The organism is Rhizobacter sp. P3_C12, from assembly GCF_056402735.1.
Genome location: NZ_JBFUGW010000010.1, coordinates 19,895 through 42,342, shown reverse-complemented (window position 1 = coordinate 42,342; position 22,448 = coordinate 19,895). Strand labels below are relative to the sequence as shown.

Here is a 22,448-nt window from a genome sequence, read left to right as displayed (position 1 = left end):
CGACAGGTTCCGTGCCGCTACTTGAAGAAACGGCGCCGGGTGAGCACCAATGCCAGGTAGTAGCCGCCCCCTGCATAGGCGGCCAGCACCAGCACCGGCAGCCCCACCTGCTGCGGCCACTGCCCGAGGATCAACGGCCGCACCAGGTCGACCGCGGCGGTCAGCGGCAGCACCTGCGCGATCACCTGCAGCCAGCCGGGCATCTGCTCGATCGGGAAGTACACGCCCGACAGGAAGGTCATCGGCGTCATCACCAGCGTGAAGTAGTAGGTGAAGAAATCGTAGCTCTGCGCCAGCGCGTTGAACACCAGTGCGATCGAGGCGAATGTCACGCCGACGAAGCACAGCACCGGCAGCGCGAGCAGCATCGTCGGCGCCCGGCTGATCCCGAGCACGAAGATCACCGCCATGATCGCCGCCACCGTGAACACCGATTTCATCGCCGCCCACAGCATCTCGGCGAACACGATGTCGTCGAGCGCGATCGGCGCGTTCATGATGCTGTCCCAGGTGCGCTGCACCTGCATGCGCGAATAGGCCGAGTACAGCGCCTCGAAGGTCGCGGCCAGCGCACCGCTGACGGCGATGCTCCCCGACGCCAGGTACTCGATGTACGGCAGCCCCTGCACCTGGCCGATCATCGAGCCGAGCCCGTAGCCGAACGCCACCAGCGTGATCAGCGGCTCGGCGATGTTGCCCAGCACGCTCGGCACCGCCAGCTTGCGCCACACCAGCAGGTTGCGCAGCACCACCGGCCAGAAACGCGCGGTGATGCGCGGGGCGGCGTAGAGGGAGATCAGCATCGCTCGGTCCTGTCAGGCGTCGTCACGGATCTGCCGGCCCGTGAGCTTGAGGAACAGGTCCTCCAGGTTCGCCGGCCGGTGCAGTGTGCGGATGTCGTGGTGCTGCGCCAGCGCCTGCAGCAGCGGTTGCGGCTGGCGCAGGTAGAAGAACACCGTCTCGCCGCTGGTCTCGACACGCTCGGCCAGGCCCGCATGCTGCGCCGCCATCGCGAGCGCGCCATCGCCGAACACCTCGACGACATCGGTCTCGAGGTGCTCGTTGATCAGGCCGCGCGGCGTGCCTTCGGCGATCTTGCGGCCGTGGTCCAGCACCAGCAGGCGATCGCACAGGCGCTCGGCCTCGTCCATGAAGTGGGTCGTCAGCAGGATCGACTTGCCCTGCTGCAGCAGGTTCTGCAGCCGCTCCCACATCAGGTGCCTCGCCTGCGGATCGAGGCCGGTGGTGGGCTCGTCGAGCAGCAGCAGGTCGGGGTCGTTGATCAGCGCACGGCCGAGGCTCAGGCGCCGCTTCATGCCGCCGGACAGTTCGCCGGGCTTCGCATCGGCCTTCGATTGCAGCGAGGCGAACTCCAGCAGCTTCGGGATGCGCGCCTCGATCGTCGCTTTCGGCAGGCCGAAGTAGCGGCCGTAGACGCGCAGGTTCTCTGCGCAGGTGAAATCGGGATCGAGGCTGTCGAACTGCGTGACGACGCCGATCCGCTTCTTGGCCTCGCGCACCTGCTGCGGAATCGGCAGCCCGAAGGCCTGCACCTCGCCGGCGTCCGGCCCGACCAGGCCCAGGCACATGCGGATCGTGGTGGTCTTGCCGGCGCCGTTCGGGCCGATCACGCCGAGGCATTCGCCCGCCTGGATCTCCAGCGAGAGGTCGTCGACGACGGTGTTGGTGCCGAATTTCTTGTGCAGGTGGGAGATGCGGAAGATCGGCTCGGCCATGCCGCGCAGTGTGCCATCGCCGCGAGAAAAGCATCGCCCATGGAAAAAGGGCCGGTGATCGCAATCACCGGCCCTTTTCGATTCAGCGCGCCTTGTTCAGGCGCTGCCGCTCAGGCGTTGTCGGTCGCCGCTTCGTCGGCCACTTCAGGGCGGTCGACCAGCTCGACGAAGGCCATCGGCGCGTTGTCGCCGATGCGGAAGCCCATCTTCAGGATGCGGGTGTAGCCGCCCGGGCGCGCCTTGTAGCGCGGGCCCAGTTCGTTGAAGAGCTTCGTGACGATGTCGCGGTCGCGCGTGCGGTCGAAGGCGAGGCGGCGGTTCGCCAGCGTCGGCTCCTTGGCCAGCGTGATCAGCGGCTCGACGACGCGGCGCAGTTCCTTGGCCTTCGGGACCGTGGTCTTGATCGCTTCGTGCTGCAGCAGCGAGTTGCACATGTTGCGCAGCATCGCAGCGCGGTGCTCCGACGTGCGGTTGAGTTTGCGAAGTCCGTTGCGGTGACGCATGGTGCTGTTCCTTTGTTGACTGACTTATAAGACCCCAGCCGTATCAGGTACTGGGGGTGCACGATCAAACGCGTTAGCGCTTGTCGAGGCCCTGCGGGGGCCAGTTCTCGAGGCGTGCGCCCAGCGTGAGACCACGCGAGGCGAGCACTTCCTTGATTTCGTTCAGCGACTTGCGACCCAGGTTCGGGGTCTTCAGCAGCTCGGTCTCGGTGCGCTGGATCAGGTCGCCGATGTAGTAGATGTTTTCGGCCTTCAGGCAGTTGGCCGAACGCACCGTCAGCTCGAGCTCGTCGACCGGACGCAGCAGGATCGGGTCGAACTGCGTGCTGCGCTGGGCCGGCTGGTCGAACGCGGCGATCTCGCTGCCTTCCAGCTGCGCGAACACGGCCAGTTGTTCCACCAGGATCTTCGCCGACGCGCGGATCGCCTCTTCCGGCGTGATCGCACCGTTCGTGACGATCTCCATCACCAGCTTGTCCAGGTCGGTGCGCTGCTCGACGCGGGCGCTCTCGACCGTGTAGCTGACGCGGGCGACCGGCGAGAACGAAGCGTCCAGCACGATGCGGCCGATCGACTTGGTCGGCTCGTCGCCGTAGCGGCGCAGCGTGCCGGGCACGTAGCCGCGGCCCTTCTCGACCTTGATCTGCATGTCCAGCTTGCCGCCTTGCGACAGGTGGGCGATGACGTGATCCGGGTTGATGATTTCCACATCGTGCGGCGTCTGGATGTCGCCGGCGGTGACGGGGCCTTCACCTTCCTTGCGCAGCACCAGCGTCACTTCGTCGCGGTTGTGCAGGCGGAACACGACGCCCTTCAGGTTCAGCATGATGTGAACCACGTCTTCCTGCACGCCGTCGACGGTCGAGTACTCGTGGAGCACGCCGGCGATCGTCACTTCGGTCGGCGCATACCCCACCATCGACGACAGCAGCACGCGACGCAGCGCGTTGCCCAGCGTGTGGCCGTAGCCGCGCTCGAACGGTTCGAGCGTGACCTTGGCGCGGTTGCCGCCCAGCGGCTCCACATTGATGGCTTTGGGTTTGAGCAGATTTGTTTGCATGAGGTCTTTCTTTCAATACCCTCGGTTCGTTACACCGATAAGGCTGAGGGACCAACGGCCACGGCGGGTGCCACGGCCGCACCAGGGAAATCGAGAGACTCGCGAAACGCGGACGGGCCACCCCGCGCCGCCCACGGGGGCGACGTCGGCGTGGCCGGCACGGGCATCAACGCGAATACAGTTCAACGATCAGCGCTTCCTTGATGTCCGCGCCGAATTCGTCGCGGTCCGGCGCCTTCTTGAACACGCCTTCCAGCTTGCTCGCATCGACCTGCACCCAGTTCGGCATGCCTTGCGATTCGGCCAGCTTGACCGAGTCGGTGATGCGCAGTTGCTTCTTCGACTTGTCACGCACGGCCACCGTGTCACCGGCCTTGACCAGGTACGACGCGATGTTGACCGTGGCGCCGTTCACCGTGATCGCCTTGTGCGACACCAGCTGGCGCGCTTCGGCACGGGTCGAGCCGAAGCCCATGCGGTAGACGACGTTGTCCAGGCGCGATTCCAGCAGCAGCAGCAGGTTGGCACCGGTGTTGCCCTTGCGGCGCTCGGCCTCGGCGAAATAGCGGCGGAACTGGCGCTCCAGCACGCCGTACATGCGCTTGACCTTCTGCTTCTCGCGCAGTTGCAGGCCGAAGTCGGAGGTGCGCGAGCCGGAGGTGCGGCCATGCTGGCCGGGCTTGCTGTCGAACTTGACCTTGTCACCGATGGCGCGACGGGCGCTCTTCAGGAACAGGTCGGTGCCTTCACGGCGGGCGAGTTTGCCCTTGGGGCCAAGATAACGTGCCACGTTGCTTCCTTTGGTCAATCTGACATGGGCTTCCTCTGAAGCTCATGCGAGTCCGGCGAGTGTTGTTCTGGGCGCTCGGACGGTGGGCTTGAGGCCTGGCGGCCTAACGAATGCGCCGGCGCGGTGCAAGGCACCCGCCGGCGACGAGAAAAACTTCAGCGATCAGATGCGACGACGCTTCTGCGGACGGCAGCCGTTGTGCGGCACCGGCGTCACGTCGGAAATCGAGTTGATGCGGATGCCCAGCGAAGCCAGGGCGCGCACCGACGATTCACGACCCGGGCCGGGGCCCTTGATCCGCACGTCGAGGTTCTTGATGCCCTGTTCCTGGGCAGCACGACCTGCGACTTCAGCCGCCACCTGGGCTGCGAAGGGCGTCGATTTGCGCGAACCCTTGAAGCCTTGGCCACCGCTCGACGCCCAGGACAGCGCGCCGCCCTGACGATCGGTGATCGTGATGATCGTGTTGTTGAACGATGCGTGAACGTGGGCGATGCCGTCCGCAACATTCTTGCGGACCTTCTTGCGCACACGCTGGGCAGCGGTATTCGGTGCTTTAGCCATATCGACCTTCTCTCAAATCACTTCTTGACCAGGGCGCCGGACTTGCGCGGGCCCTTGCGAGTGCGCGCATTCGTCTTCGTGCGCTGGCCGCGAACCGGCAGGCCACGGCGATGACGGAAGCCACGGTAGCAGCCGAGGTCCATCAACCGCTTGATGTTGATGGACATCTCGCGGCGCAGATCGCCCTCGATCGTCATGCGGCCGATTTCTTCCCGGATCTTCTCCAGGTCGGTGTCGGTCAGGTCCTTGATCTTGCGATCGAGCGGGACGTTGCAGGCGGCGCAGATCTTCTGCGCGGTGCTGCGACCGATGCCGTAAATCGCCGTCAGGCCGATCTCAGCGTGTTTCTGGGGCGGAATGTTGATACCAGCAATACGTGCCATGAGCTTCCTCTATTCGCTTTTCGTCCGAAGGCCAGGTTCAGCCTTGGCGCTGCTTGTGGCGCGGATCCGTGCAGATCACGCGCACAACGCCCTTGCGACGGATGACCTTGCAATTCCGGCACATCTTCTTGACCGATGCTGCAACTTTCATACTCTTCTCCTAGGCCCTTTCAGAGCGCTTCCTGATTCAAACTCGTCGTGTTCCGAACAATCACTTGGCCCGGAACACGATGCGGGCCCGCGTCAAATCGTAGGGCGTCAACTCGACTGTCACCTTGTCGCCGGGCAGGATGCGGATGTAGTGCATCCGCATTTTTCCGGAGATGTGGCCCAGCACGATGTGCCCGTTTTCCAACTTCACACGAAACGTGGCATTCGGCAGATTCTCCAGAATCTCGCCTTGCATCTGAATGACGTCGTCTTTCGCCATGCCTGTCTGTTTCGTGTCTGTCTTCGTCGATCACCAGCATCAGCTGGCCTTGAAATTCGCCTTCTTGAGCAGCGACTCGTACTGCTGACTCATCACATAAGACTGCACCTGCGCCCAGAAGTCCATCGTGACAACCACGATGATCAGCAGCGAGGTCCCGCCGAAGTAGAACGGAACGTTGTACTTCAGCACCAGGAATTCGGGCAGCAGGCAGACCAGCGTGATGTAGATCGCACCGGCCAGCGTCAGGCGGGACAGGATGCGGTCGATGTGCTTGGCCGTCTGGTCGCCCGGACGAATGCCCGGAATGAACGCGCCGCTCTTCTTCAGGTTGTCTGCCGTCTCACGGCTGTTGAACACCAGTGCCGTGTAGAAGAAGCAGAAGAACACGATCGCCGCGGCATACAGCATCACGTAGATCGGCTGGCCCGGAGACAGCAGGCCGGCCAGGTCCTTCAGCCAGCGCAGGCTTTCGCCCGTCGCGAACCAGCTCACCACGGTGGCCGGCAGCAGGATGATCGACGACGCGAAGATCGGCGGGATCACGCCCGACATGTTCAGCTTGAGCGGGAGGTGCGACGACTGGCCGCCGTAGACCTTGTTGCCGACCTGGCGCTTCGCATAGTTCACGAGGATCTTGCGCTGGCCCCGCTCGACGAACACCACCGCATACGTCACCGCCCCGATCACGAGCAGGATGAACAGCAGCACCAGGACGCTCATCGCGCCGGTGTTGCGCAGCTCGAGCAAGCCGCCGATCGCGTTCGGCAGGCCGGCCGCGATGCCACCGAAGATCAGGATCGAGATGCCGTTGCCCAGGCCGCGTTCGGTGATCTGCTCACCGAGCCACATCAGGAACATCGTGCCGGCCACCAGGCTCACGACCGCCGTCAGACGGAAGCCGACGCCGGGCGAAACGACCAGGCCCGCCTGGCCCTCGAGCGCCAGCGCAATGCTCAGCGACTGGAAGATCGCGAGGCCCAGCGTGCCGTAGCGCGTGTACTGCGTGATCTTGCGACGACCCGACTCGCCTTCCTTCTTCAGCGCTTCCAGGCTCGGCACCACGTAGGTCATCAGTTGCATGATGATCGACGCCGAGATGTAGGGCATGATGCCCAGCGCGAAGACGGTGAAGCGCGACAGGGCGCCGCCCGAGAACATGTTGAACAGGCTCAGGATCCCGCCCTGCTGGCCCTTGAAGAGCTGCTGCAGTTGGTTCGGATCGATGCCCGGCACCGGGATGTGCGCTCCGATGCGGTACACGACGAGCGCCAACACCAGGAAGACGAGCCGGCGACGGAGGTCGCCGAACTTGCCACTCTTGGCCAGCTGATTCGCGTTGGTTGCCACTGAAGCGCGTCCCGAGTTACGCGACCGAGCCGCCAGCGGCTTCGATCGCAGCCTTGGCAGCGGCGGTCGCGCCGATGCCCTTGAGCACGACCTTCTTGGTCAGCTCGCCGGTCTTGATGACCTTGACCACCTTGGCCAGCTGGCCGACGAGGCCCGCTTGCTTCAGCGTCAGCATGTCGACTTCATCGGTGGCCAGCACCTCGAGGTCGGACAGCGTGATCTCGGCGTTGTACTTCAGCAGCGCCGACTTGAAGCCACGCTTCGGCAGGCGACGTTGCAGCGGCATCTGGCCGCCTTCGAAGCCGACCTTGTGGTAGCCGCCCGAACGCGATTTCTGGCCCTTGTGGCCGCGGCCGGCCGTCTTGCCCAGGCCGGAGCCGATGCCACGGCCGACACGGCGCTTGGCATGCTTGGCGCCCGCGGCGGGCTTGATGTTGTTCAGTTCCATGTTCGTTCCTCGGGTCAGAGCACTTTGACCAGGTACTGGACCTTGGTGATCATGCCGCGCACTGCCGGCGTGTCTTCCAGCGTCGATTCGCTGTTCAGCTTGCGCAGGCCCAGGCCGCGCACGGTCGCGCGATGCGATTCGCGCGTGCCGGCGATGCTGCGGACCAGCTTGATCTTGACGGTTTTCTTGTCAGCCATGATGTTTCTCCGCGCGCCGTTCAGCCGAGGATCTGCTCGACGGACAGGCCACGCTTGGCGGCGATCTCAGCCGGCGTGCTGACATGCTTCAGGGCATTCAGCGTGGCGCGAACGAGGTTGTACGGGTTGGTCGAACCGAGGCTCTTGCAGACGATGTCGGTCACGCCCATCACTTCGAACACCGCGCGCATCGGGCCGCCGGCGATGATGCCGTCACCCGGCTTGGCCGGTGCCATCAGGACGCGCGAAGCACCGTGCTCGCCGATCACCTTGTGGTGGATCGAGCCGTTCTTCAGCGAGACCTTGACCATGTTGCGACGGGCGGATTCCATCGCCTTCTGCACGGCGACCGGAACTTCCTTCGCCTTGCCCTTGCCCATGCCGATGCGGCCATCGCCGTCACCGACCACGGTCAGAGCCGCGAAGCTCAGCGTGCGACCACCCTTGACGACCTTGGTGACGCGGTTGACCGCGATCATCTTTTCCTTCAGGCCGTCGTCGTTGCCTTCAGCCTGCGCGCGGGGTTGAAACTTTGCCATTGTCGAATTCCTTGTCTTCGCCGATTCTCAGATGCCCGAGGGCATCAGAACTGCAGGCCGGCTTCGCGAGCCGCGTCTGCCAGCGCCTTGATGCGGCCGTGGTATGCAAAACCGGCGCGGTCGAACGCCACCTTCTCGACGCCCGCAGCCTTCGCCTTCTCGGCGATGCGCTTGCCGATGACGGTGGCAGCAGCCACGTTGCCACCCTTGCCCGAGGCGCCCAGTTCCTTGCGGACGTCGGCTTCGGCGGTCGAGGCGCTGGCCAGCACCTTCTGGCCGTCGTCGGAGATGACGCTGGCGTAGATGTGCAGGTTGGTGCGGAAGACCGTCAGGCGCGCCACGCGTTGGACCGCGATGCGTGCACGGGTCTGGCGGGAGCGGCGAATGCGCTGATCTTTTTTGTTCAACATGTCGTCGCTCCTTACTTCTTCTTGGTCTCTTTGAGGGTGACCTTCTCGTCGGCATACCGGATGCCCTTGCCCTTGTAGGGCTCGGGCGGCCGGATCGCGCGGACTTCAGCGGCGATCTGGCCAACGGCTTGGCGATCGGAACCCTTGATGATGATTTCGGTCTGCGTCGGGCACTCGACCTTGATGCCGGTCGGCATGTCCTTCGACACCGGGTGCGAGAACCCGATCTGCAGGTTCAGCTTGGTGCCGGCAGCCTGGGCCCGGAAGCCCACGCCGACCAGCGTCAGCTTCTTCTCGAAACCCTTGCTCACGCCGTTGACCATGTTGGCCACCAGCGCGCGCATCGTGCCCGACATCGCGTCGGCTTCGACGCTGTCATTGGCCGGTGCGAACTGCAGCTTGCCGCCTTCGTTCGTCACGGCCACCAGGCCGTTCACCGGACGCACCAGCGTGCCGAGCGAGCCCTTGACGCTGATCTTCTCAGCGGTGATCGACACATCCACGCCTTGCGGGAGAGCGATCGGCATTTTTCCTACGCGGGACATTTCGCTTCTCCGTTGCTTAGGCGACGTAGCAAAGCACTTCGCCGCCGATACCGGCCTGGCGAGCCTTGCGGTCCGTCATCACGCCCTTCGGCGTGGTCACGATGGCGACACCGAGACCGTTCATCACGCTCGGGATGTCGTGGCGGCCCTTGTAGATCCGCAGACCCGGGCGGCTGACGCGCTCGATGTGCTCGATCACCGGGCGGCCGGCGTAGTACTTCAGCGTGATCTCGAGCTGCGGCTTGGACTTTTCGCCCACCAGCGCAAAACTCTCGATGTAGCCCTCGTCCTTCAGGACTTGCGTGATCGCCACTTTCAGCTTCGACGCCGGCATCGTCACGGAGGTCTTCTGGACCATCTGTGCGTTGCGGATGCGCGTCAGCAGATCGGCGATAGGATCACTCATGCTCATTCGAATATCTCCTGATCGTCCTGCCGATTACCAGCTGGCCTTGACGACACCGGGGATGTCGCCCTTGAACGCGAGTTCGCGGATCTTGTTGCGGCCCAGGCCGAACTTGCGGAAGGTGCCACGCGGGCGACCGGTCAGCTCGCAACGGTTGCGTTGACGCGTCGGGTACGCATTGCGCGGCAGCTTCTGCAGCTCCAGGCGCGCGGCGTAGCGCTCTTCGTCGGACTTCTTCGCGTCGTTCGCCGTAGCCTTCAGCTCGGTGTACTTCTTCGCGAACTTGGCAACCAGTCGCTCGCGCTTCTCTTCGCGCTGGATGAGGGATGTCTTAGCCACGGGCCACCTCAGTTCTTGAACGGGAATTTGAACGAAGCGAGGAGCGCCTTGGCTTCATCGTCGCTCTTGGCAGTCGTCGTGATGCTGATGTTCAGACCACGCAGCGCATCGACCTTGTCGTACTCGATCTCGGGGAAGATGATCTGTTCCTTGACGCCGATGTTGTAGTTGCCACGGCCATCGAACGAACGACCCGAGATGCCGCGGAAGTCACGAACGCGCGGCAGCGCGATCGTCACGAAGCGGTCCAGGAATTCATACATCTGGACGCCACGCAGCGTGACCATGCAGCCGATGGGCACGCCGTCACGGATCTTGAAGCCGGCAATCGCCTTCTTCGACTTCGTGACCRCGGGCTTCTGGCCGGCAATCTTGGTCAGGTCGCTGACAGCGTGTTCCATGACCTTCTTGTCCGAGACCGCCTCGCTCACGCCCATGTTGAGCGTGATCTTCGTGATGCGGGGAACCTGCATCGTCGAGACGTAGCCGAACTTCGTCACGAGGTCGGGAACGACCTTCTCGCGGTAAAACTGTTGCAAACGAGCCATGGCTAACCTCTTATGCCTTGATTTCTTCGCCGCTGGACTTGAACACGCGGACCTTCTTGCCGTCAGCCAGCAACTTGATGCCCACGCGATCACCCTTGCCGGTCACCGCATTGAAGATGGCGATGTTCGACTGATGGATCGGCATGACCTTGTCGACGATGCCGCCGGTGGTGCCCTTCATCGGGTTCGGCTTGACGTGCTTCTTGACGACGTTCACGCCGTCGACGCTCAGGTGGTCAGCATCGACACGTGCGACGACCTTACCGCGCTTGCCCTTGTCGCGACCGGTCAACACGATGACCTCGTCGCCTGTACGAATCTTGTTCATGGCTCGTCCTTTGACTTGTCTCAGCTCAGAGCACTTCAGGTGCGAGCGAAACGATCTTCATGAAGCGCTCGGTACGCAGTTCACGCGTGACCGGGCCGAAGATGCGGGTGCCGATCGGCTCGAGCTTGGCGTTCAGCAGGACGGCGGCATTGCCGTCGAACTTGACCAGCGAGCCGTCCTGGCGGCGAACGCCCTTGGCGGTGCGAACGACGACGGCACTGTAGACCTCGCCCTTCTTCACGCGACCACGCGGCGCAGCTTCCTTGATGCTGACCTTGATCACGTCACCGATGCCGGCGTAACGACGCTTCGAGCCGCCGAGCACCTTGATGCACATGACGGATTTCGCGCCAGTGTTGTCCGCGACATCAAGCCGCGATTGCATTTGAATCATGTTCAGTCCCCAACTTGTACTGCGCAAGCGCAGTCAGTCTTGGGCCCGTGGTTTGGGCGGAGCCGAGGCTCGTTTCACTGGGGCTCCACTGACCTCATCACTGAGTTCCTTGGTGCACAGCCAAACGGGCGTTTCGGCGAAGCTGCGGATTATGGGGGACTTCTGAAACCCGTGTCAACCCGGTCCCGCAAAAGAAACCGGGCGCAGCGCCAGGACTTTGCCTGCGCGCCACAACCTACAATCGCGGACTTTTCATTTCTGCCCCGGGGCCGTCTGGCACGCAGGGGCGTCCACTGAGGATTCTCACGTGTTCATTTCCGAAGCTTTTGCCCAGGCCGCTCCCGCAGCAGGCGCCCAGTCGCCGTTCGGCGGTGGCATCACCGGCATGCTGCCGTTCGTGCTGCTGTTCGTGGTGATGTACTTCGTGATGATCCGCCCGCAGATGAAGCGGCAGAAAGAGCACAAGGCGATGATCGAGGCCGTCGCCAAGGGCGACGAGGTCGTGATCGCCGGCGGCCTGCTCGGCAAGGTCGCCAAGCTCGGCGAGACCTTCATCCACGTCGAGATCGCCGAAGGCGTCGAGGTGCAGGTGCAGCGCAGCTCCGTCGTGCAAGTGCTGCCCAAGGGCACGGTCAAGTAAGCAGGGTGCCATGAATCGCTATCCGTGGTGGAAGTACGCGATCCTCGGGATCGCGCTGGTGGTCGGCCTGCTGTACACGCTGCCCAATGTGTTCGGCGAAGCGCCGGCCGTGCAGATCAGCAGCGGCAAGCCGACGCTGAAGCTCGATGCGTCGATGACGCAGCGCGTGACGCAGGCGCTGTCCGCGGCCGGCATCCCGTCGGACTTCGTCGAGTTCGACGGCAACTCGGTGCGCGCCCGCTTCGGCGACGTCGACACCCAGGGCAAGGCCAAGGTAGCGATCGCCAATGCACTCAACCCGGACCCGAACGACCCGAGCTACGTCGTCGCGCTGAACCTGCTGTCGCGCTCGCCGCACTGGCTGACCGCGATCCGCGCGCTGCCGATGTACCTGGGCCTGGACCTGCGCGGCGGCGTGCACTTCCTGATGCAGGTCGACATGAAGTCGGCGCTGACCAAGAAGGCCGAGGCGCTGACCGGCGACATCCGCACGCTGCTGCGCGACAAGAACCTGCGCCACGCCGGCATCTCGCGCAACGGCGACACCGTCGAGGTGCGCTTCCGCGACCGCGAGACGGTGAACGCGGCGCGCTCACTGCTGACCGAACAGCTGCCCGACCTGCAATGGACCGAGACGCCCGACGGCACCGAGATCCGCATGTCCGGCGCTCTGAAGCCGGCGGCCGCGCGCCTGGTCCAGGACGCCGCGATCAAGCAGAACATCACGACGCTGCACAACCGCGTCAATGAACTGGGCGTCGCCGAACCGGTGATCCAGCAGCAGGGCGTCGACCGCGTGGTCGTCGAGCTGCCGGGCGTGCAGGACACCGCGCGCGCCAAGCAGACGCTCGGCCGCACCGCGACACTCGAGCTGCGCATGGTCGACGACAGCGCCGAAGCCAATTCGGCGGCAGCCGGCAACGGGCCGGTGCCGTTCGGCACCGAGCGCTTCACCGAACGCGGCGGCCGCTCGATCATCGTCAAGCGCAACGTCGTGCTGACCGGCGACAGCCTGACCGATGCGCAACCCGGCTTCGACAGCCAGACCCAGCAGCCGAAGGTCGACCTGACCGTCGACGCGAAGGGCGCGCGCATCATGCGCGACACCTCGCGCGACAACATCGGCAAGCGCATGGCGATCATCCTGTTCGAGAAGGGCAAGGGCGAGGTCGTGACCGCGCCGGTGATCCAGGGCGAACTCGGCAACCGCTTCCAGATCTCCGGCTCGATGACGCCGTCCGAGGCCACCGACACCGCGCTGCTGCTGCGCGCTGGCTCGCTGGCCGCGCCGATGGACATCATCGAGGAGAGCACGATCGGGCCGACGCTCGGCGCCGACAACATCGCCAAGGGCTTCCACAGCGTGATGGGCGGCTTCGCCCTGATCGCGCTGTTCATGTGCTGCTACTACCTGCTGTTCGGCGTGTTCTCGACGCTGGCGCTCGCGTTCAACCTGCTGCTGCTGGTGGCGGTGCTGTCGATGCTGCAGGCGACGCTGACGCTGCCGGGCGTGGCCGCCATCGCGCTGACGCTGGGCATGGCGATCGACGCCAACGTGCTGATCAACGAGCGGGTGCGCGAGGAACTGCGCAACGGCGCGTCGGCGCAGGCGGCGATCCACGCCGGCTACGAGCGCGCGTTCGCGACCATCCTCGACTCCAACGTCACCACGCTGATCGCCGGCGTCGCGCTGCTGGCCTTCGGCTCCGGCCCGATCAAGGGCTTCGCCGTGGTGCACTGCCTGGGCATCCTCACGTCGATGTTCTCGGCGGTGATGTTCTCGCGCGGCCTCGTGAACCTCTGGTACGGCAGCAAGAAGAAGCTCAAGAGCGTGTCGATCGGCCAGGTCTGGCGCCCGCAGGGCGCACCGGCCACGCCGGGCGACCAGCCGCAAGGCTGACCCCACGCAACACCCGAACTAGCAGGCAATTCCATGGAATTCTTCCGGATCAAGCGCGACATCCCGTTCATGCGGCATGCGCTGGTGTTCAACGTCGTGTCGCTGCTGACCTTCCTGGCGGCGGTGTTCTTCCTCGCGACCCGCGGGCTGCACCTGTCGGTCGAGTTCACCGGCGGCACGCTGATCGAGACCGCCTATTCGCAGTCGGCCGACATCAACCGGGTGCGCGGCATCGTCGAAGGCCTGCAACTGGGCGAGGCCCAGGTGCAGAACTTCGGCAGCGCGCGCGACGTGCTGATCCGCCTGCCGGTGCGGCCGGACATCAAGCAGGACGTGGTCGTCGAGCGGGTGTTCGGTGCACTGTGCAAAGCCGAGAACGGCATCGTGTCGACGCTGCAGTCCGTCAGCGACAAGGGCGAGGCCGTGTCGCGCCCGGTCTGCAAGGTCGGCGACGCGGAGCCGGTATCGCTGCGCCGCAACGAGTTCGTCGGCCCGCAGGTCGGCCGCGAACTGGCCGAGGACGGCGCCAAGGCGCTGGTCTTCGTGATCGCCGGCATCATGCTGTACCTCGCCTTCCGCTTCGAGTGGAAGTTCTCGGTCGCCGCGATCGTCGCCAACCTGCACGACGTGATCATCATCCTGGGCTTCTTCGCGTTCTTCCAGTGGGAGTTCAGCCTGTCGGTGCTGGCCGCCGTGCTCGCGGTGCTGGGCTACTCGGTCAACGAATCGGTCGTGATCTTCGACCGGATCCGCGAGGCCTTCCGCAAGTACCGCAAGATGACGACACCCGAAGTCATCGACCACGCGATCACCAGCACGATGAGCCGCACCATCATCACGCACGGCAGCACCCAGATGATGGTGCTGTCGATGCTGATCTTCGGCGGCCAGACGCTGCACTATTTCGCCGTGGCGCTGACGATCGGCATCCTGTTCGGCATCTACTCGTCGGTTTTCGTGGCCGCCGCCATCGCGATGTGGCTGGGCGTGAAGCGTGAAGACCTGATGAAAGCGACGGCCAAAGAGACCGATCCGGACGATCCGAACGCCGGAGCGGTGGTGTAGAGTAAGGACTTCCCCACTCGATCGCTATCCGACACCTTCATGGCGACCGCCGCCGATTCGTTGGCCCTGGCCGCCCAGGCGCGCCGCTCCTACGTCGAGCGGCTCCTCTACGGCGTGCCCGGCATCGTCCAGGCGGTCGAGGAAGGCGCCCGCTTGCTGGCCGCCCAGACGGCCGAGCACGGGATCCAGTACAAGCGCCGCGATGCGGCGGCCGACCTGCGGCGCGCCGCGCCGTTGTGGGTCAGCGGCATGACGACGGCACTGCGCGCCTCGCTCGGCAACGGCATGGTGTCGGCTTCGCGCCCCGGTGACCTGCCACCACCCGGGCGCGCTGCCAGCATGACGCTGGTCGACGACGACACCATCGAGGTCGAGATCCTCAGTTCGCGGCTGGCGTTGGCGATGATGGACAAGTCGTCGTGGGAGTTCACCGACCTGCGCTCGCGCATGTCGTCGATGGAACGCCGCGACGAGCTCGACACCAACGACGTGCTGCGCCCCCATGTGCTGGCCCGCATCGTCACCGCCGCCTGGCGCGGGGCCTCGCTCAACCATGACCTGTGGCGCACGCTGCAGGGCGTGATCCACGAGGAATTCGCGCATTTCGCCGAAGAGGCGTACCACGAGACCAACCGCTGGCTGGTGCAGAAGGGCGTGTTGCCCGACGTCGACCTGCGGCCGTTCATCCGGCGCACGCGCAATGGCCAGGGTGCTGGCGGTGGCGGCGCCTCCGGCGGGCCGGCGACCGTCGCATCGCCGGCAGGCACCGGCTTCGGCCGCACCGGCGTCGGTGAGGAAACCCGCATGATGACCCGGGCCGGCGGCTTCGCCCGCGGGGCCGACCACGCCGAGGCGGTGCTCGGGCGCCTGAACCGGCTGATCGGCCGGCAGCTCCCCGACTTCAGCCGCACGGCGCCGATGAATTCGGCCTCGCCCGAGTTGCGGGCCGCAATCACGGACGCCCAGCAAGGCATCCAGCGGCGCCTCGGAGCGGGCTCGCCCGATTCCCCGCGCACCTCGGCCGGCCAGGTCAGCACCCCGGCCCTGCTCGAGGAACTGCACCAGCGCAAGCAGGCGCTGAAGAAGGCCGCGTCGACGCCGGTCGAGCGCGCCACGATCGAGATCGTCGCGCTGCTGTTCCAGAGCATCCTGACCGAGGAGCGCATCCCGGCCGTCGTGCGGGTGTGGTTCGCCCGGCTGCAGATGCCGGTGCTGCGGGTGGCCGTCAGCGAGCCCGATTTCTTTGCGACCGTCGACCACCCGGCGCGCCGGCTGATCGACCGCATGGGCGCCTGCGTGATGGGCTTCGACTCCACCAGCCGCGCCGTCGGCGATGCGCTGGAGCGCGAGATCAAGCGCGTCGTGCAGGTCGTCGAGGCCTACCCGGACACCGGACGCCGGGTGTTCCAGACCGTGCTGACCGAGTTCGAGAAGTTCCTCGAGAACTATTTCCAGAACGAGAACGAGGCCACCCGCAAGGGCGTCTCGCTGGCCCAGCAGGTCGAGCAGCGCGAGACGCTCGCGATCCAGTACACGATCGAGCTGCGCAAGATGCTCAACGAGGTGCCGGTGCAGGAAGGCGTGCGCGACTTCCTGTTCCAGGTCTGGGCCGACGTGATGGCGATGACTGCGGTGAAGAGCGGCGCGCAGGGCGCCGAGACGAAGACGATGAAGCGCGCCGCGGCCGACCTGATCTGGTCGGCGAGCGCGAAGGTCTCGCGCGAGGAACGCGCCGAAGTGATCCGCCGCCTGCCGCCGCTGCTGAAGACGCTGCGCGAGGGCATGGACCACGCCGGCGTCTCGCCCGAGCGCCAGGACGAGCACATCCAGCGGCTGAACAACTCGCTCGCCGCGGCGTTCACCGCGAAGACGGCCGCGATCCCGCAGGAGCGGCTCGAGGAACTGATGGTCCGCCTCGAGACCCTCGAGGAAATGCTGCCGGAATCGGCCGATGTCGACATCGACGAGGCGATGGTGCTGGACCTGTCGGGCCACGAGAGCGCCGAGCTCGAGGTGGTCGGCGAAGGTGGCTCGATGCCGACGCCGGCGATGCTGACCTGGGCGCGCGAGCTGCAGGTCGGCGGCTGGTACATGCTCGACTACCGCAATCGCAACGAGGCCGTGCAGCTCGCCTGGCAGGGCCTGCGGCGCCAGCTGGCGCTGTTCGTGTCGCCGCATGGGCGCGGCATCCTGTTCCAGCAGCACCGCCTGGCGGCCTTCCTGCAGGCCGGCCTGCTGGTGCCGGCGCAGGATGAATCGCTGACCGTGCGGGCCACGCGCAGCGCGCTGGCCAAGCTCGATGTCGATCCGAGCCGGTTGTTGAACTGACCCTCCGGCCCCAACGAAAAAGCCACCGCGTTCGGTGGCTTTTTTCGTTGGCAAGGCGGGGAAGTCAGTGGATCAACCGATCCGCCTCGTCGACGAACAACTCGTCCAGGATCAGCGCATCGGGTTCTTCGCCCAGGCTCCAGAACACCATCAGCACGATGATCTTCAGGTCTTCGAGGTCGACCGGTCCGCCGGAAATCGCCGTCGCGCGATCGATGACCATCTCACGCATCGGTGGCGGCAGCACGCCGGCCGATTCGAGGAAGCTGACGAAGCCGATGGACGCCTCGCCCAGGTGCTCCTGCTCGGTGGGCGTGTAGACGCGAAGACTGTCGGGACCCTGCTCGCCGCCGTACGACTGCGCTGCAGTGGCCAGGCCGTCGAGCCAGGACAGCGCCTCTTCGATCTCGTCGGACTCGAAGCCCATCGCTGACAGCTTGCGTGTCAGTTGGGCGTGGTCCGGGCATGCGTCCGGCCGCCAGTAGTTTTCGTACAGGTAGACAAGCACGTCGAACATGAACCCACTATACCGCACGGTCACTCCCGCATGACTGGCAAAAAGCCCTGGGTCCGGGGTGGCTCAGGCAGCTGAAACCCTCTGAAACAGCTGGCCCGGAAGCCGGCTCACGCGGCCTTCCAATTCCAGCTCCAGCAGGCGGATGTTGAGCTGCTGCGCCGACCATCCGGTGCGTGCGACCAGCGCGTCCAGCGTGACGGGCTCGAACCCGAGTGCCGCCATGACGGCATCGTCGGGGATGCTCCCGGAGTCAACGCCCACGTCGGCCGTCGCTCCCGGATCACCACGCTGCTGGAACTGGAATTCCTCGAGCACATCGGCCGCACTCTCGACCAGCTTGGCACCCTGCTTGATGAGCCCATGGCAGCCGCGCGACTGCGGCGAATGAATCGAGCCGGGAATCGCGAACACCTCGCGACCCGCCTCGCTGGCGAGCCGGGCGCTGATCAGCGAACCCGATTGCAGCGCTGCCTCGACGACCAGCGTGCCGCGCGACAGGCCGGTGATGATGCGGTTGCGCTGCGGGAAGTTGTGCGCGAGCGGCGGCATGCCCAGCGCGTACTCGCTCAGCATCAGCCCTTCGGCGGCTATGCGTTTCGCCAGCGCGGCATGGCGTTTCGGGAAGACCTGGTCCAGGCCGGTACCGACCACCGCGATGGTGCTCGACAGCCCCTGCAGCGCCCCTTCGTGGGCCGCGCCATCGATGCCCTGGGCCAGCCCCGACACCACCGTCATGCCGGCCTCGCTCAACGCCTGGGCGAAGGCCTTCGCATTCGCGAGACCCTGGATCGTCGCCTGCCGGCTCCCGACGATGGCCACGCATGGGGCGGCCAGCAGCTCGATGCGCCCTTCGGCATAGAGCATCAGCGGCGGATCGGCAGTCTGCAGCAGGGCGGCCGGATAGTGCGGGTCGCCCAGCGTGACGATGCGGCGCGGCGCCTCGGCGGATGACGACGCGAGCCAGCGGCGCGTGGTCTCCAGCAGATCGGAAAGCCCGGCCGGCAGGTCGTCCAGCGCATCCGCGGCGGCAGGCTCGACGACGTGCCGGCGCGCGGCCGAGCCGGCCTGCAGCACCGCCGCAGGTGACCCGAAGGCGGCCAGCAGCTTGCGGGCGGCCTCGCGCCCCATGCCGGGCGTTTCGACCAGCCGGACCCAGTCCGCCCAATCATCGATCGGGGCGGACTCGTGGAACGCGGGGGAAGCACCCATGCCGGTCGACCGACCGGCGACCGCTTGACAACGCTGCGGTCGCGATCAGCGGGGCGATCAGGGTTGCGTGAAGCGGTCGCCGCGGCGGACCGGTTCCTGCACCGACAGGATCAGCGCATACGACATGCGGTCGAACACGCGGAAGACGAACAGGTAGCCATGGCGCTCGTCCGGCAGCTTGATCGCCGGCGTGCCCTTTTCGGTCTTGTCGACGGTGCGCGCGCCGTCCTTCCACAGCGCCAGCACGTTGCCCTTCTCGAGCCCGTCGCGCGCGCCCTTGTTCAGCGACACGATCTGGTTCTGGCCGGCCGCCACGGCCTCGCCGTACACCGAGACGATCTGGCCGGTGATCGGCGACTGCGGCGCGCGCGGAATGTAGTTCTGGAATTCGCGCGGCGGGACCGGCGACAGCTTGTCGCCGACGCGCACTTCCTGGCGGATGCTGGTCAGCATGAAGGTGTCGGGAACGATGTCGTCGGCACGTGCGGCGCCGCTGGTGTCGCCCTGGCGGATCAGCTCGCCGGTGCCGAGGTAGAACGCCTCGTAGCCCAGCACCTCGTTGGTGGTCGGGTCGCGCAGGGCCTGCGGCTCGCGGAAGAAGCGGAAGTTGCGCGCGCCGCCCAGGTCGCCGCGCACATAGGCCTTGTCGCCACGCGCCAGCAGCACGCGGGCTTCCGGCGTCGCGACGACGCGCGGCGCCTTCGCGAGTTCGTTCTCGTCGACGATCACGGCCTCGTTCAGGAACGGCTCGATCAGGTTCAGCGCGATCGCCGGGATGCCGTCGCGCGACAGGTCGCCTTCACGCACGCGCGGCGACAGCTTGACGACGCCGCCCTGCTCGCCGGAGCCGACGCGCAGGCGGGCACGGCCATTGGCCTTGTCGAGGAACAGCACCTGGCCCGGGTAGATCAGGTGGGGATTGCGGATCTGGTCGAGGTTCATGCCCCACAGCTCGGGCCAGCGCCACGGGCTGACCAGGAACACGCTGGAGATGTCCCACAGCGTGTCGCCGCGCTTCACGGTGTACGAGTCGGGCGCATTGGGGGACAGGTCAGACAGCGCGACGCCGGCTTCGGCCACCTGCTGCGCGGTGCTGCGCTGCTTGGGAGTGATCGGGTAGTTGCCGGCTTGTGCGTTCGCGGTCGCGGAACCGAAGCAGACGCCCAGCGCAACGGTGATGGCGGCAGCCCGGGGGAACGACAGGGCGATACGGTGGCTTCGGGTCATGAAGGTAAGTCTCCGGGCGCTCAGGCAGCACAATGCTGCGTTGTGCGGTTAACTGAACCGGGCCGCGGCACGATGCCTGCGGCTCAGCGAAAATCTTCATTCAGTTTCACAGATTCTGCCCCTAAACCCTTGATATCGCAACGAAATTGACTTCCGGACACACCTCGCGTGCGTCCTGTCACGCCGTCCGGCGTTGCGCGTTTCCCACATGGCCAAGCTCTCGATACTCCGTTACCCCGATCCCCGGCTGCACACCGTTGCCAAGCCTGTCACGCAAGTGGACGCACGCATCCGACAGCTTGTCGACGACATGCTGGAGACCATGTACGAGGCCGACGGCGTCGGCCTGGCGGCGACGCAGGTCGACGTCCACGAACGCGTGATCGTGATCGACACCTCGGAGCGCCGTGACGAACCGCACGTCCTGATCAACCCCGAGCTGACCGCGCTCAGCGAAGAGATGGTGACCGGCGACGAAGGCTGCCTGTCGGTGCCGCAGGTCTACGACAAGGTCCCGCGCCACGCCCGCGTCAGCGTGCGGGCACTGAACCGCGCCGGCGAAATCTGCGAGTTCGACGCCGAAGGCCTGCTCGCGGTGTGCGTGCAGCACGAGATGGACCACCTGCTGGGCAAGGTGTTCGTCGAGTACCTGAGCTCGCTGAAGCGCGACCGCATCAAGACCAAGATGCTGAAGCGCACGCGCGACGAACAGCGTCCCTGAGCGGCCTGCCCCCGATGCGCGTCGTCTTCGCCGGCACCCCCGAGTTCGCGCAGGTCGCCCTGGCCCGCCTGCATGCGGCCCGCTTCGAGATCCCGCTGGTGCTGACCCAGCCGGATCGCCCGGCCGGCCGCGGCATGAAGCTGCAGCCGTCGCCGGTGAAGGCATTCGCTGAAAGCCACGGCATCGCGGTCGCGCAGCCGCGCAGCCTGCGCCTGGACGGCAAGTACCCCGACGATGCCGCCGCGGCCCGCAGCGCGCTGCTGGCGGCCCGCCCCGACGTGATGGTCGTGGCCGCCTACGGGTTGATCCTGCCGCAGTGGGTGCTCGACCTGCCGGTGCGCGGCTGCCTGAACATCCATGCCTCGCTGCTGCCGCGCTGGCGCGGTGCCGCGCCGATCCACCGCGCGATCGAGGCCGGCGACACACAGACCGGCATCACGATCATGCAGATGGATGCAGGTCTCGACACCGGCGACATGCTGTTGATCGAGACCCTGCCGATCCGGCCGGCCGACACCACCGCCAGCCTGCACGACCGGCTGGCGCCGCTCGGCGGCCGGCTGATCGTCGAGGCGCTCGAGCTGGCCGCCTGCGGCGGCATGCCGCGCACGCCGCAACCGGCCGAGGGCGTGACCTACGCGCACAAGATCGACAAGGCGGAGGCCGCGGTCGACTGGACGCTTTCCGCCGATCTGATCGAGCGCCGGCTGCGCGCCTTCGATCCGTTCCCCGGCGCCACCGGGTTGCTGGAGGGCGAAACGGTGAAGCTGTGGCGCGGCGAAGTCCGCACCGGCAGCGGCGCGCCCGGCACCGTGCTGTCCAGCGGCCCCGAAGGCCTCGAGGTCGCCTGCGGCAGCGGATCGCTGCGGCTGACCGAGCTGCAACGCCCCGGCGGCAAGCGGCTGGCGGCTGGCGCCTGGCTGCAGTCGCGCCCGGTCGCGCCGGGCAGCGCTTTCGGCCGCACCGATTGAACTTGAAGCACGGGACCTCATCTGAGGCCCTGTAGCCAGAGAAAGGGCCTCTCCATGTTCAACCTGTTGAAGACTGCGGTGCTGATGGCTGCCATCACGGCGCTGTTCATGGCCATCGGCGCGATGATCGGCGGCCGCGCCGGCATGATGGTCGCGCTGCTCGTCGCCGTCGGCATGAACTTCTTCAGCTACTGGTTCTCCGACAAGATGGTGCTGCGCATGTACAACGCGCAGGAGGTCGACGAGACCTCGGCACCGCAGTTCTATCGCATGGTGCGCGAACTCGCGCAGCGCGCGCAACTGCCGATGCCGCGCGTCTACCTGATCAATGAAGACGCGCCGAACGCCTTCGCGACCGGCCGCAACCCGGAGCACGCGGCGGTGGCCGCCACCACCGGCATCCTGCGCGTGCTCAGCGAGCGCGAGCTGCGCGGCGTGATGGCCCATGAACTGGCGCACGTGCGGCACCGCGACATCCTGATCAGCACGGTCAGCGCGACGATGGCCGGTGCCATCTCGATGCTCGCGAACTTCGCGATGTTCTTCGGCGGCCGCGACAGCGAGGGCCGGCCGCACAACCCGATCGTCGGCCTGCTGGTGATGCTGCTCGCGCCGCTGGCGGCCAGCCTGATCCAGATGGCGATCAGCCGTGCCCGCGAGTTCGAGGCCGACCGCGGCGGCGCCGAGATCTCCGGCGATCCGCAGGCACTGGCCAGCGCGCTGCAGAAGATCCACCGCTACGCGCAAGGGATGCCGATGGAAGCCGCCGAGCGCCATCCGGAGACGGCGCAGATGATGATCATGAACCCGCTGTCCGGCGGCGGGCTGCGCGGCCTCTTCTCGACCCACCCGTCGACCGAAGAGCGCGTCGCCCGCCTGATGGCCATGCGCCCGGCCTGA

General features: G+C 66.1%; 30 protein-coding genes. 7 read left to right on the top strand and 23 right to left on the bottom strand.

Features of this window, described 5'->3' with window-relative positions; all coding sequences use genetic code 11:
* Positions 1-17 precede the first annotated feature (17 nt).
* From AC1DXV_RS03655 to rplN, 20 genes are all read right to left on the bottom strand, one after another.
* Entirely contained in the window at positions 18-803 is a 786-nt protein-coding gene (locus AC1DXV_RS03655) for an ABC transporter permease (protein ID WP_477864428.1), read from the bottom strand.
* Positions 804-815: 12 nt separating this feature from the next.
* Positions 816-1,736: an ATP-binding cassette domain-containing protein gene (locus AC1DXV_RS03650; RefSeq protein WP_477932518.1), complete on the bottom strand. Its 921-nt coding sequence runs from the start codon at positions 1,734-1,736 to the stop codon at positions 816-818.
* A 110-nt stretch (positions 1,737-1,846) separates the two neighbouring features.
* Positions 1,847-2,239 (bottom strand): 50S ribosomal protein L17, encoded by a 393-nt coding sequence (gene rplQ / locus AC1DXV_RS03645; protein ID WP_477864430.1) that lies wholly within the window; start codon positions 2,237-2,239, stop codon positions 1,847-1,849.
* A gap of 73 nt (positions 2,240-2,312) precedes the next feature.
* Positions 2,313-3,299 (bottom strand): DNA-directed RNA polymerase subunit alpha, encoded by a 987-nt coding sequence (locus AC1DXV_RS03640; RefSeq protein ID WP_047507668.1) that lies wholly within the window; start codon positions 3,297-3,299, stop codon positions 2,313-2,315.
* Between the two features lie 166 nt (positions 3,300-3,465).
* On the bottom strand, positions 3,466-4,089 hold the full coding sequence (gene rpsD / locus AC1DXV_RS03635; RefSeq protein WP_047507670.1) for a 30S ribosomal protein S4: 624 nt from the start codon (positions 4,087-4,089) through the stop codon (positions 3,466-3,468).
* Between the two features lie 162 nt (positions 4,090-4,251).
* Entirely contained in the window at positions 4,252-4,653 is a 402-nt protein-coding gene (gene rpsK, locus AC1DXV_RS03630; protein ID WP_025495798.1) for a 30S ribosomal protein S11, read from the bottom strand.
* 17 nt (positions 4,654-4,670) lie between these two features.
* A complete protein-coding gene (gene rpsM / locus AC1DXV_RS03625; RefSeq protein WP_477864431.1) occupies positions 4,671-5,036 on the bottom strand; it encodes a 30S ribosomal protein S13 in 366 nt (121 codons plus the stop codon).
* A 37-nt stretch (positions 5,037-5,073) separates the two neighbouring features.
* A complete protein-coding gene (gene rpmJ, locus AC1DXV_RS03620) occupies positions 5,074-5,187 on the bottom strand; it encodes a 50S ribosomal protein L36 (RefSeq protein ID WP_011830995.1) in 114 nt (37 codons plus the stop codon).
* A gap of 60 nt (positions 5,188-5,247) precedes the next feature.
* Entirely contained in the window at positions 5,248-5,466 is a 219-nt protein-coding gene (gene infA, locus AC1DXV_RS03615) for a translation initiation factor IF-1 (RefSeq protein WP_047489367.1), read from the bottom strand.
* A 39-nt stretch (positions 5,467-5,505) separates the two neighbouring features.
* On the bottom strand, positions 5,506-6,816 hold the full coding sequence (gene secY / locus AC1DXV_RS03610; protein WP_477864432.1) for a preprotein translocase subunit SecY: 1,311 nt from the start codon (positions 6,814-6,816) through the stop codon (positions 5,506-5,508).
* A 16-nt stretch (positions 6,817-6,832) separates the two neighbouring features.
* Positions 6,833-7,264, bottom strand: coding sequence for a 50S ribosomal protein L15 (rplO, locus tag AC1DXV_RS03605; protein ID WP_477864433.1), 432 nt, complete (start codon positions 7,262-7,264; stop codon positions 6,833-6,835).
* Between the two features lie 14 nt (positions 7,265-7,278).
* Positions 7,279-7,461 (bottom strand): 50S ribosomal protein L30, encoded by a 183-nt coding sequence (rpmD, locus tag AC1DXV_RS03600; RefSeq protein ID WP_047507678.1) that lies wholly within the window; start codon positions 7,459-7,461, stop codon positions 7,279-7,281.
* A gap of 20 nt (positions 7,462-7,481) precedes the next feature.
* Complete coding sequence (gene rpsE / locus AC1DXV_RS03595) at positions 7,482-8,000, bottom strand: 30S ribosomal protein S5 (RefSeq protein WP_477864434.1); 519 nt, start codon at positions 7,998-8,000, stop codon at positions 7,482-7,484.
* A gap of 44 nt (positions 8,001-8,044) precedes the next feature.
* The gene (rplR, locus tag AC1DXV_RS03590; protein WP_477864435.1) at positions 8,045-8,410 is read right to left on the bottom strand and encodes a 50S ribosomal protein L18; all 366 of its coding nucleotides are present in this window, start codon (positions 8,408-8,410) and stop codon (positions 8,045-8,047) included.
* Between the two features lie 11 nt (positions 8,411-8,421).
* The gene (gene rplF, locus AC1DXV_RS03585; RefSeq protein ID WP_477864436.1) at positions 8,422-8,955 is read right to left on the bottom strand and encodes a 50S ribosomal protein L6; all 534 of its coding nucleotides are present in this window, start codon (positions 8,953-8,955) and stop codon (positions 8,422-8,424) included.
* Positions 8,956-8,971: 16 nt separating this feature from the next.
* Positions 8,972-9,367: a 30S ribosomal protein S8 gene (gene rpsH / locus AC1DXV_RS03580; RefSeq protein ID WP_047507686.1), complete on the bottom strand. Its 396-nt coding sequence runs from the start codon at positions 9,365-9,367 to the stop codon at positions 8,972-8,974.
* 27 nt (positions 9,368-9,394) lie between these two features.
* Positions 9,395-9,700 (bottom strand): 30S ribosomal protein S14, encoded by a 306-nt coding sequence (gene rpsN / locus AC1DXV_RS03575; protein ID WP_477864437.1) that lies wholly within the window; start codon positions 9,698-9,700, stop codon positions 9,395-9,397.
* An 8-nt stretch (positions 9,701-9,708) separates the two neighbouring features.
* Positions 9,709-10,248 (bottom strand): 50S ribosomal protein L5, encoded by a 540-nt coding sequence (gene rplE, locus AC1DXV_RS03570; RefSeq protein WP_477932516.1) that lies wholly within the window; start codon positions 10,246-10,248, stop codon positions 9,709-9,711.
* Positions 10,249-10,258: 10 nt separating this feature from the next.
* Positions 10,259-10,576 (bottom strand): 50S ribosomal protein L24, encoded by a 318-nt coding sequence (gene rplX, locus AC1DXV_RS03565; RefSeq protein ID WP_477864438.1) that lies wholly within the window; start codon positions 10,574-10,576, stop codon positions 10,259-10,261.
* A 25-nt stretch (positions 10,577-10,601) separates the two neighbouring features.
* A complete protein-coding gene (rplN, locus tag AC1DXV_RS03560; protein WP_011831006.1) occupies positions 10,602-10,970 on the bottom strand; it encodes a 50S ribosomal protein L14 in 369 nt (122 codons plus the stop codon).
* A 307-nt stretch (positions 10,971-11,277) separates the two neighbouring features.
* Here rplN and yajC point away from each other — a divergent pair, with 307 nt between their 5' ends.
* Genes yajC through AC1DXV_RS03540 form a run of 4 tightly spaced genes read left to right on the top strand, consistent with a single transcriptional unit; the run spans position 11,278 to position 16,903 of the window.
* The gene (yajC, locus tag AC1DXV_RS03555) at positions 11,278-11,610 is read left to right on the top strand and encodes a preprotein translocase subunit YajC (RefSeq protein WP_477864439.1); all 333 of its coding nucleotides are present in this window, start codon (positions 11,278-11,280) and stop codon (positions 11,608-11,610) included.
* 10 nt (positions 11,611-11,620) lie between these two features.
* Positions 11,621-13,510: a protein translocase subunit SecD gene (gene secD / locus AC1DXV_RS03550; RefSeq protein WP_477932514.1), complete on the top strand. Its 1,890-nt coding sequence runs from the start codon at positions 11,621-11,623 to the stop codon at positions 13,508-13,510.
* Positions 13,511-13,543: 33 nt separating this feature from the next.
* Positions 13,544-14,575, top strand: coding sequence for a protein translocase subunit SecF (gene secF, locus AC1DXV_RS03545; RefSeq protein WP_477864441.1), 1,032 nt, complete (start codon positions 13,544-13,546; stop codon positions 14,573-14,575).
* A gap of 39 nt (positions 14,576-14,614) precedes the next feature.
* The gene (locus AC1DXV_RS03540; RefSeq protein WP_477864442.1) at positions 14,615-16,903 is read left to right on the top strand and encodes a DUF1631 family protein; all 2,289 of its coding nucleotides are present in this window, start codon (positions 14,615-14,617) and stop codon (positions 16,901-16,903) included.
* Positions 16,904-16,967: 64 nt separating this feature from the next.
* Here AC1DXV_RS03540 and AC1DXV_RS03535 read toward each other — a convergent pair whose 3' ends face one another.
* The 3 genes from AC1DXV_RS03535 to AC1DXV_RS03525 all read right to left on the bottom strand — a co-directional run bounded on the left by AC1DXV_RS03535 (position 16,968) and on the right by AC1DXV_RS03525 (position 19,856).
* On the bottom strand, positions 16,968-17,420 hold the full coding sequence (locus tag AC1DXV_RS03535; RefSeq protein ID WP_477864443.1) for a Smg family protein: 453 nt from the start codon (positions 17,418-17,420) through the stop codon (positions 16,968-16,970).
* Positions 17,421-17,483: 63 nt separating this feature from the next.
* Entirely contained in the window at positions 17,484-18,629 is a 1,146-nt protein-coding gene (gene dprA / locus AC1DXV_RS03530; protein ID WP_477932512.1) for a DNA-processing protein DprA, read from the bottom strand.
* A 57-nt stretch (positions 18,630-18,686) separates the two neighbouring features.
* A complete protein-coding gene (locus AC1DXV_RS03525; RefSeq protein WP_477932510.1) occupies positions 18,687-19,856 on the bottom strand; it encodes a LysM peptidoglycan-binding domain-containing protein in 1,170 nt (389 codons plus the stop codon).
* 208 nt (positions 19,857-20,064) lie between these two features.
* On the opposite strand from AC1DXV_RS03525, the gene def reads away from it, so the two are divergent.
* Genes def through htpX form a run of 3 tightly spaced genes read left to right on the top strand, consistent with a single transcriptional unit; the run spans position 20,065 to position 22,448 of the window.
* Complete coding sequence (gene def / locus AC1DXV_RS03520) at positions 20,065-20,577, top strand: peptide deformylase (protein WP_477873702.1); 513 nt, start codon at positions 20,065-20,067, stop codon at positions 20,575-20,577.
* Positions 20,578-20,591: 14 nt separating this feature from the next.
* A complete protein-coding gene (gene fmt / locus AC1DXV_RS03515; protein WP_477932508.1) occupies positions 20,592-21,548 on the top strand; it encodes a methionyl-tRNA formyltransferase in 957 nt (318 codons plus the stop codon).
* A 54-nt stretch (positions 21,549-21,602) separates the two neighbouring features.
* Entirely contained in the window at positions 21,603-22,448 is an 846-nt protein-coding gene (htpX, locus tag AC1DXV_RS03510; protein ID WP_465110648.1) for a zinc metalloprotease HtpX, read from the top strand.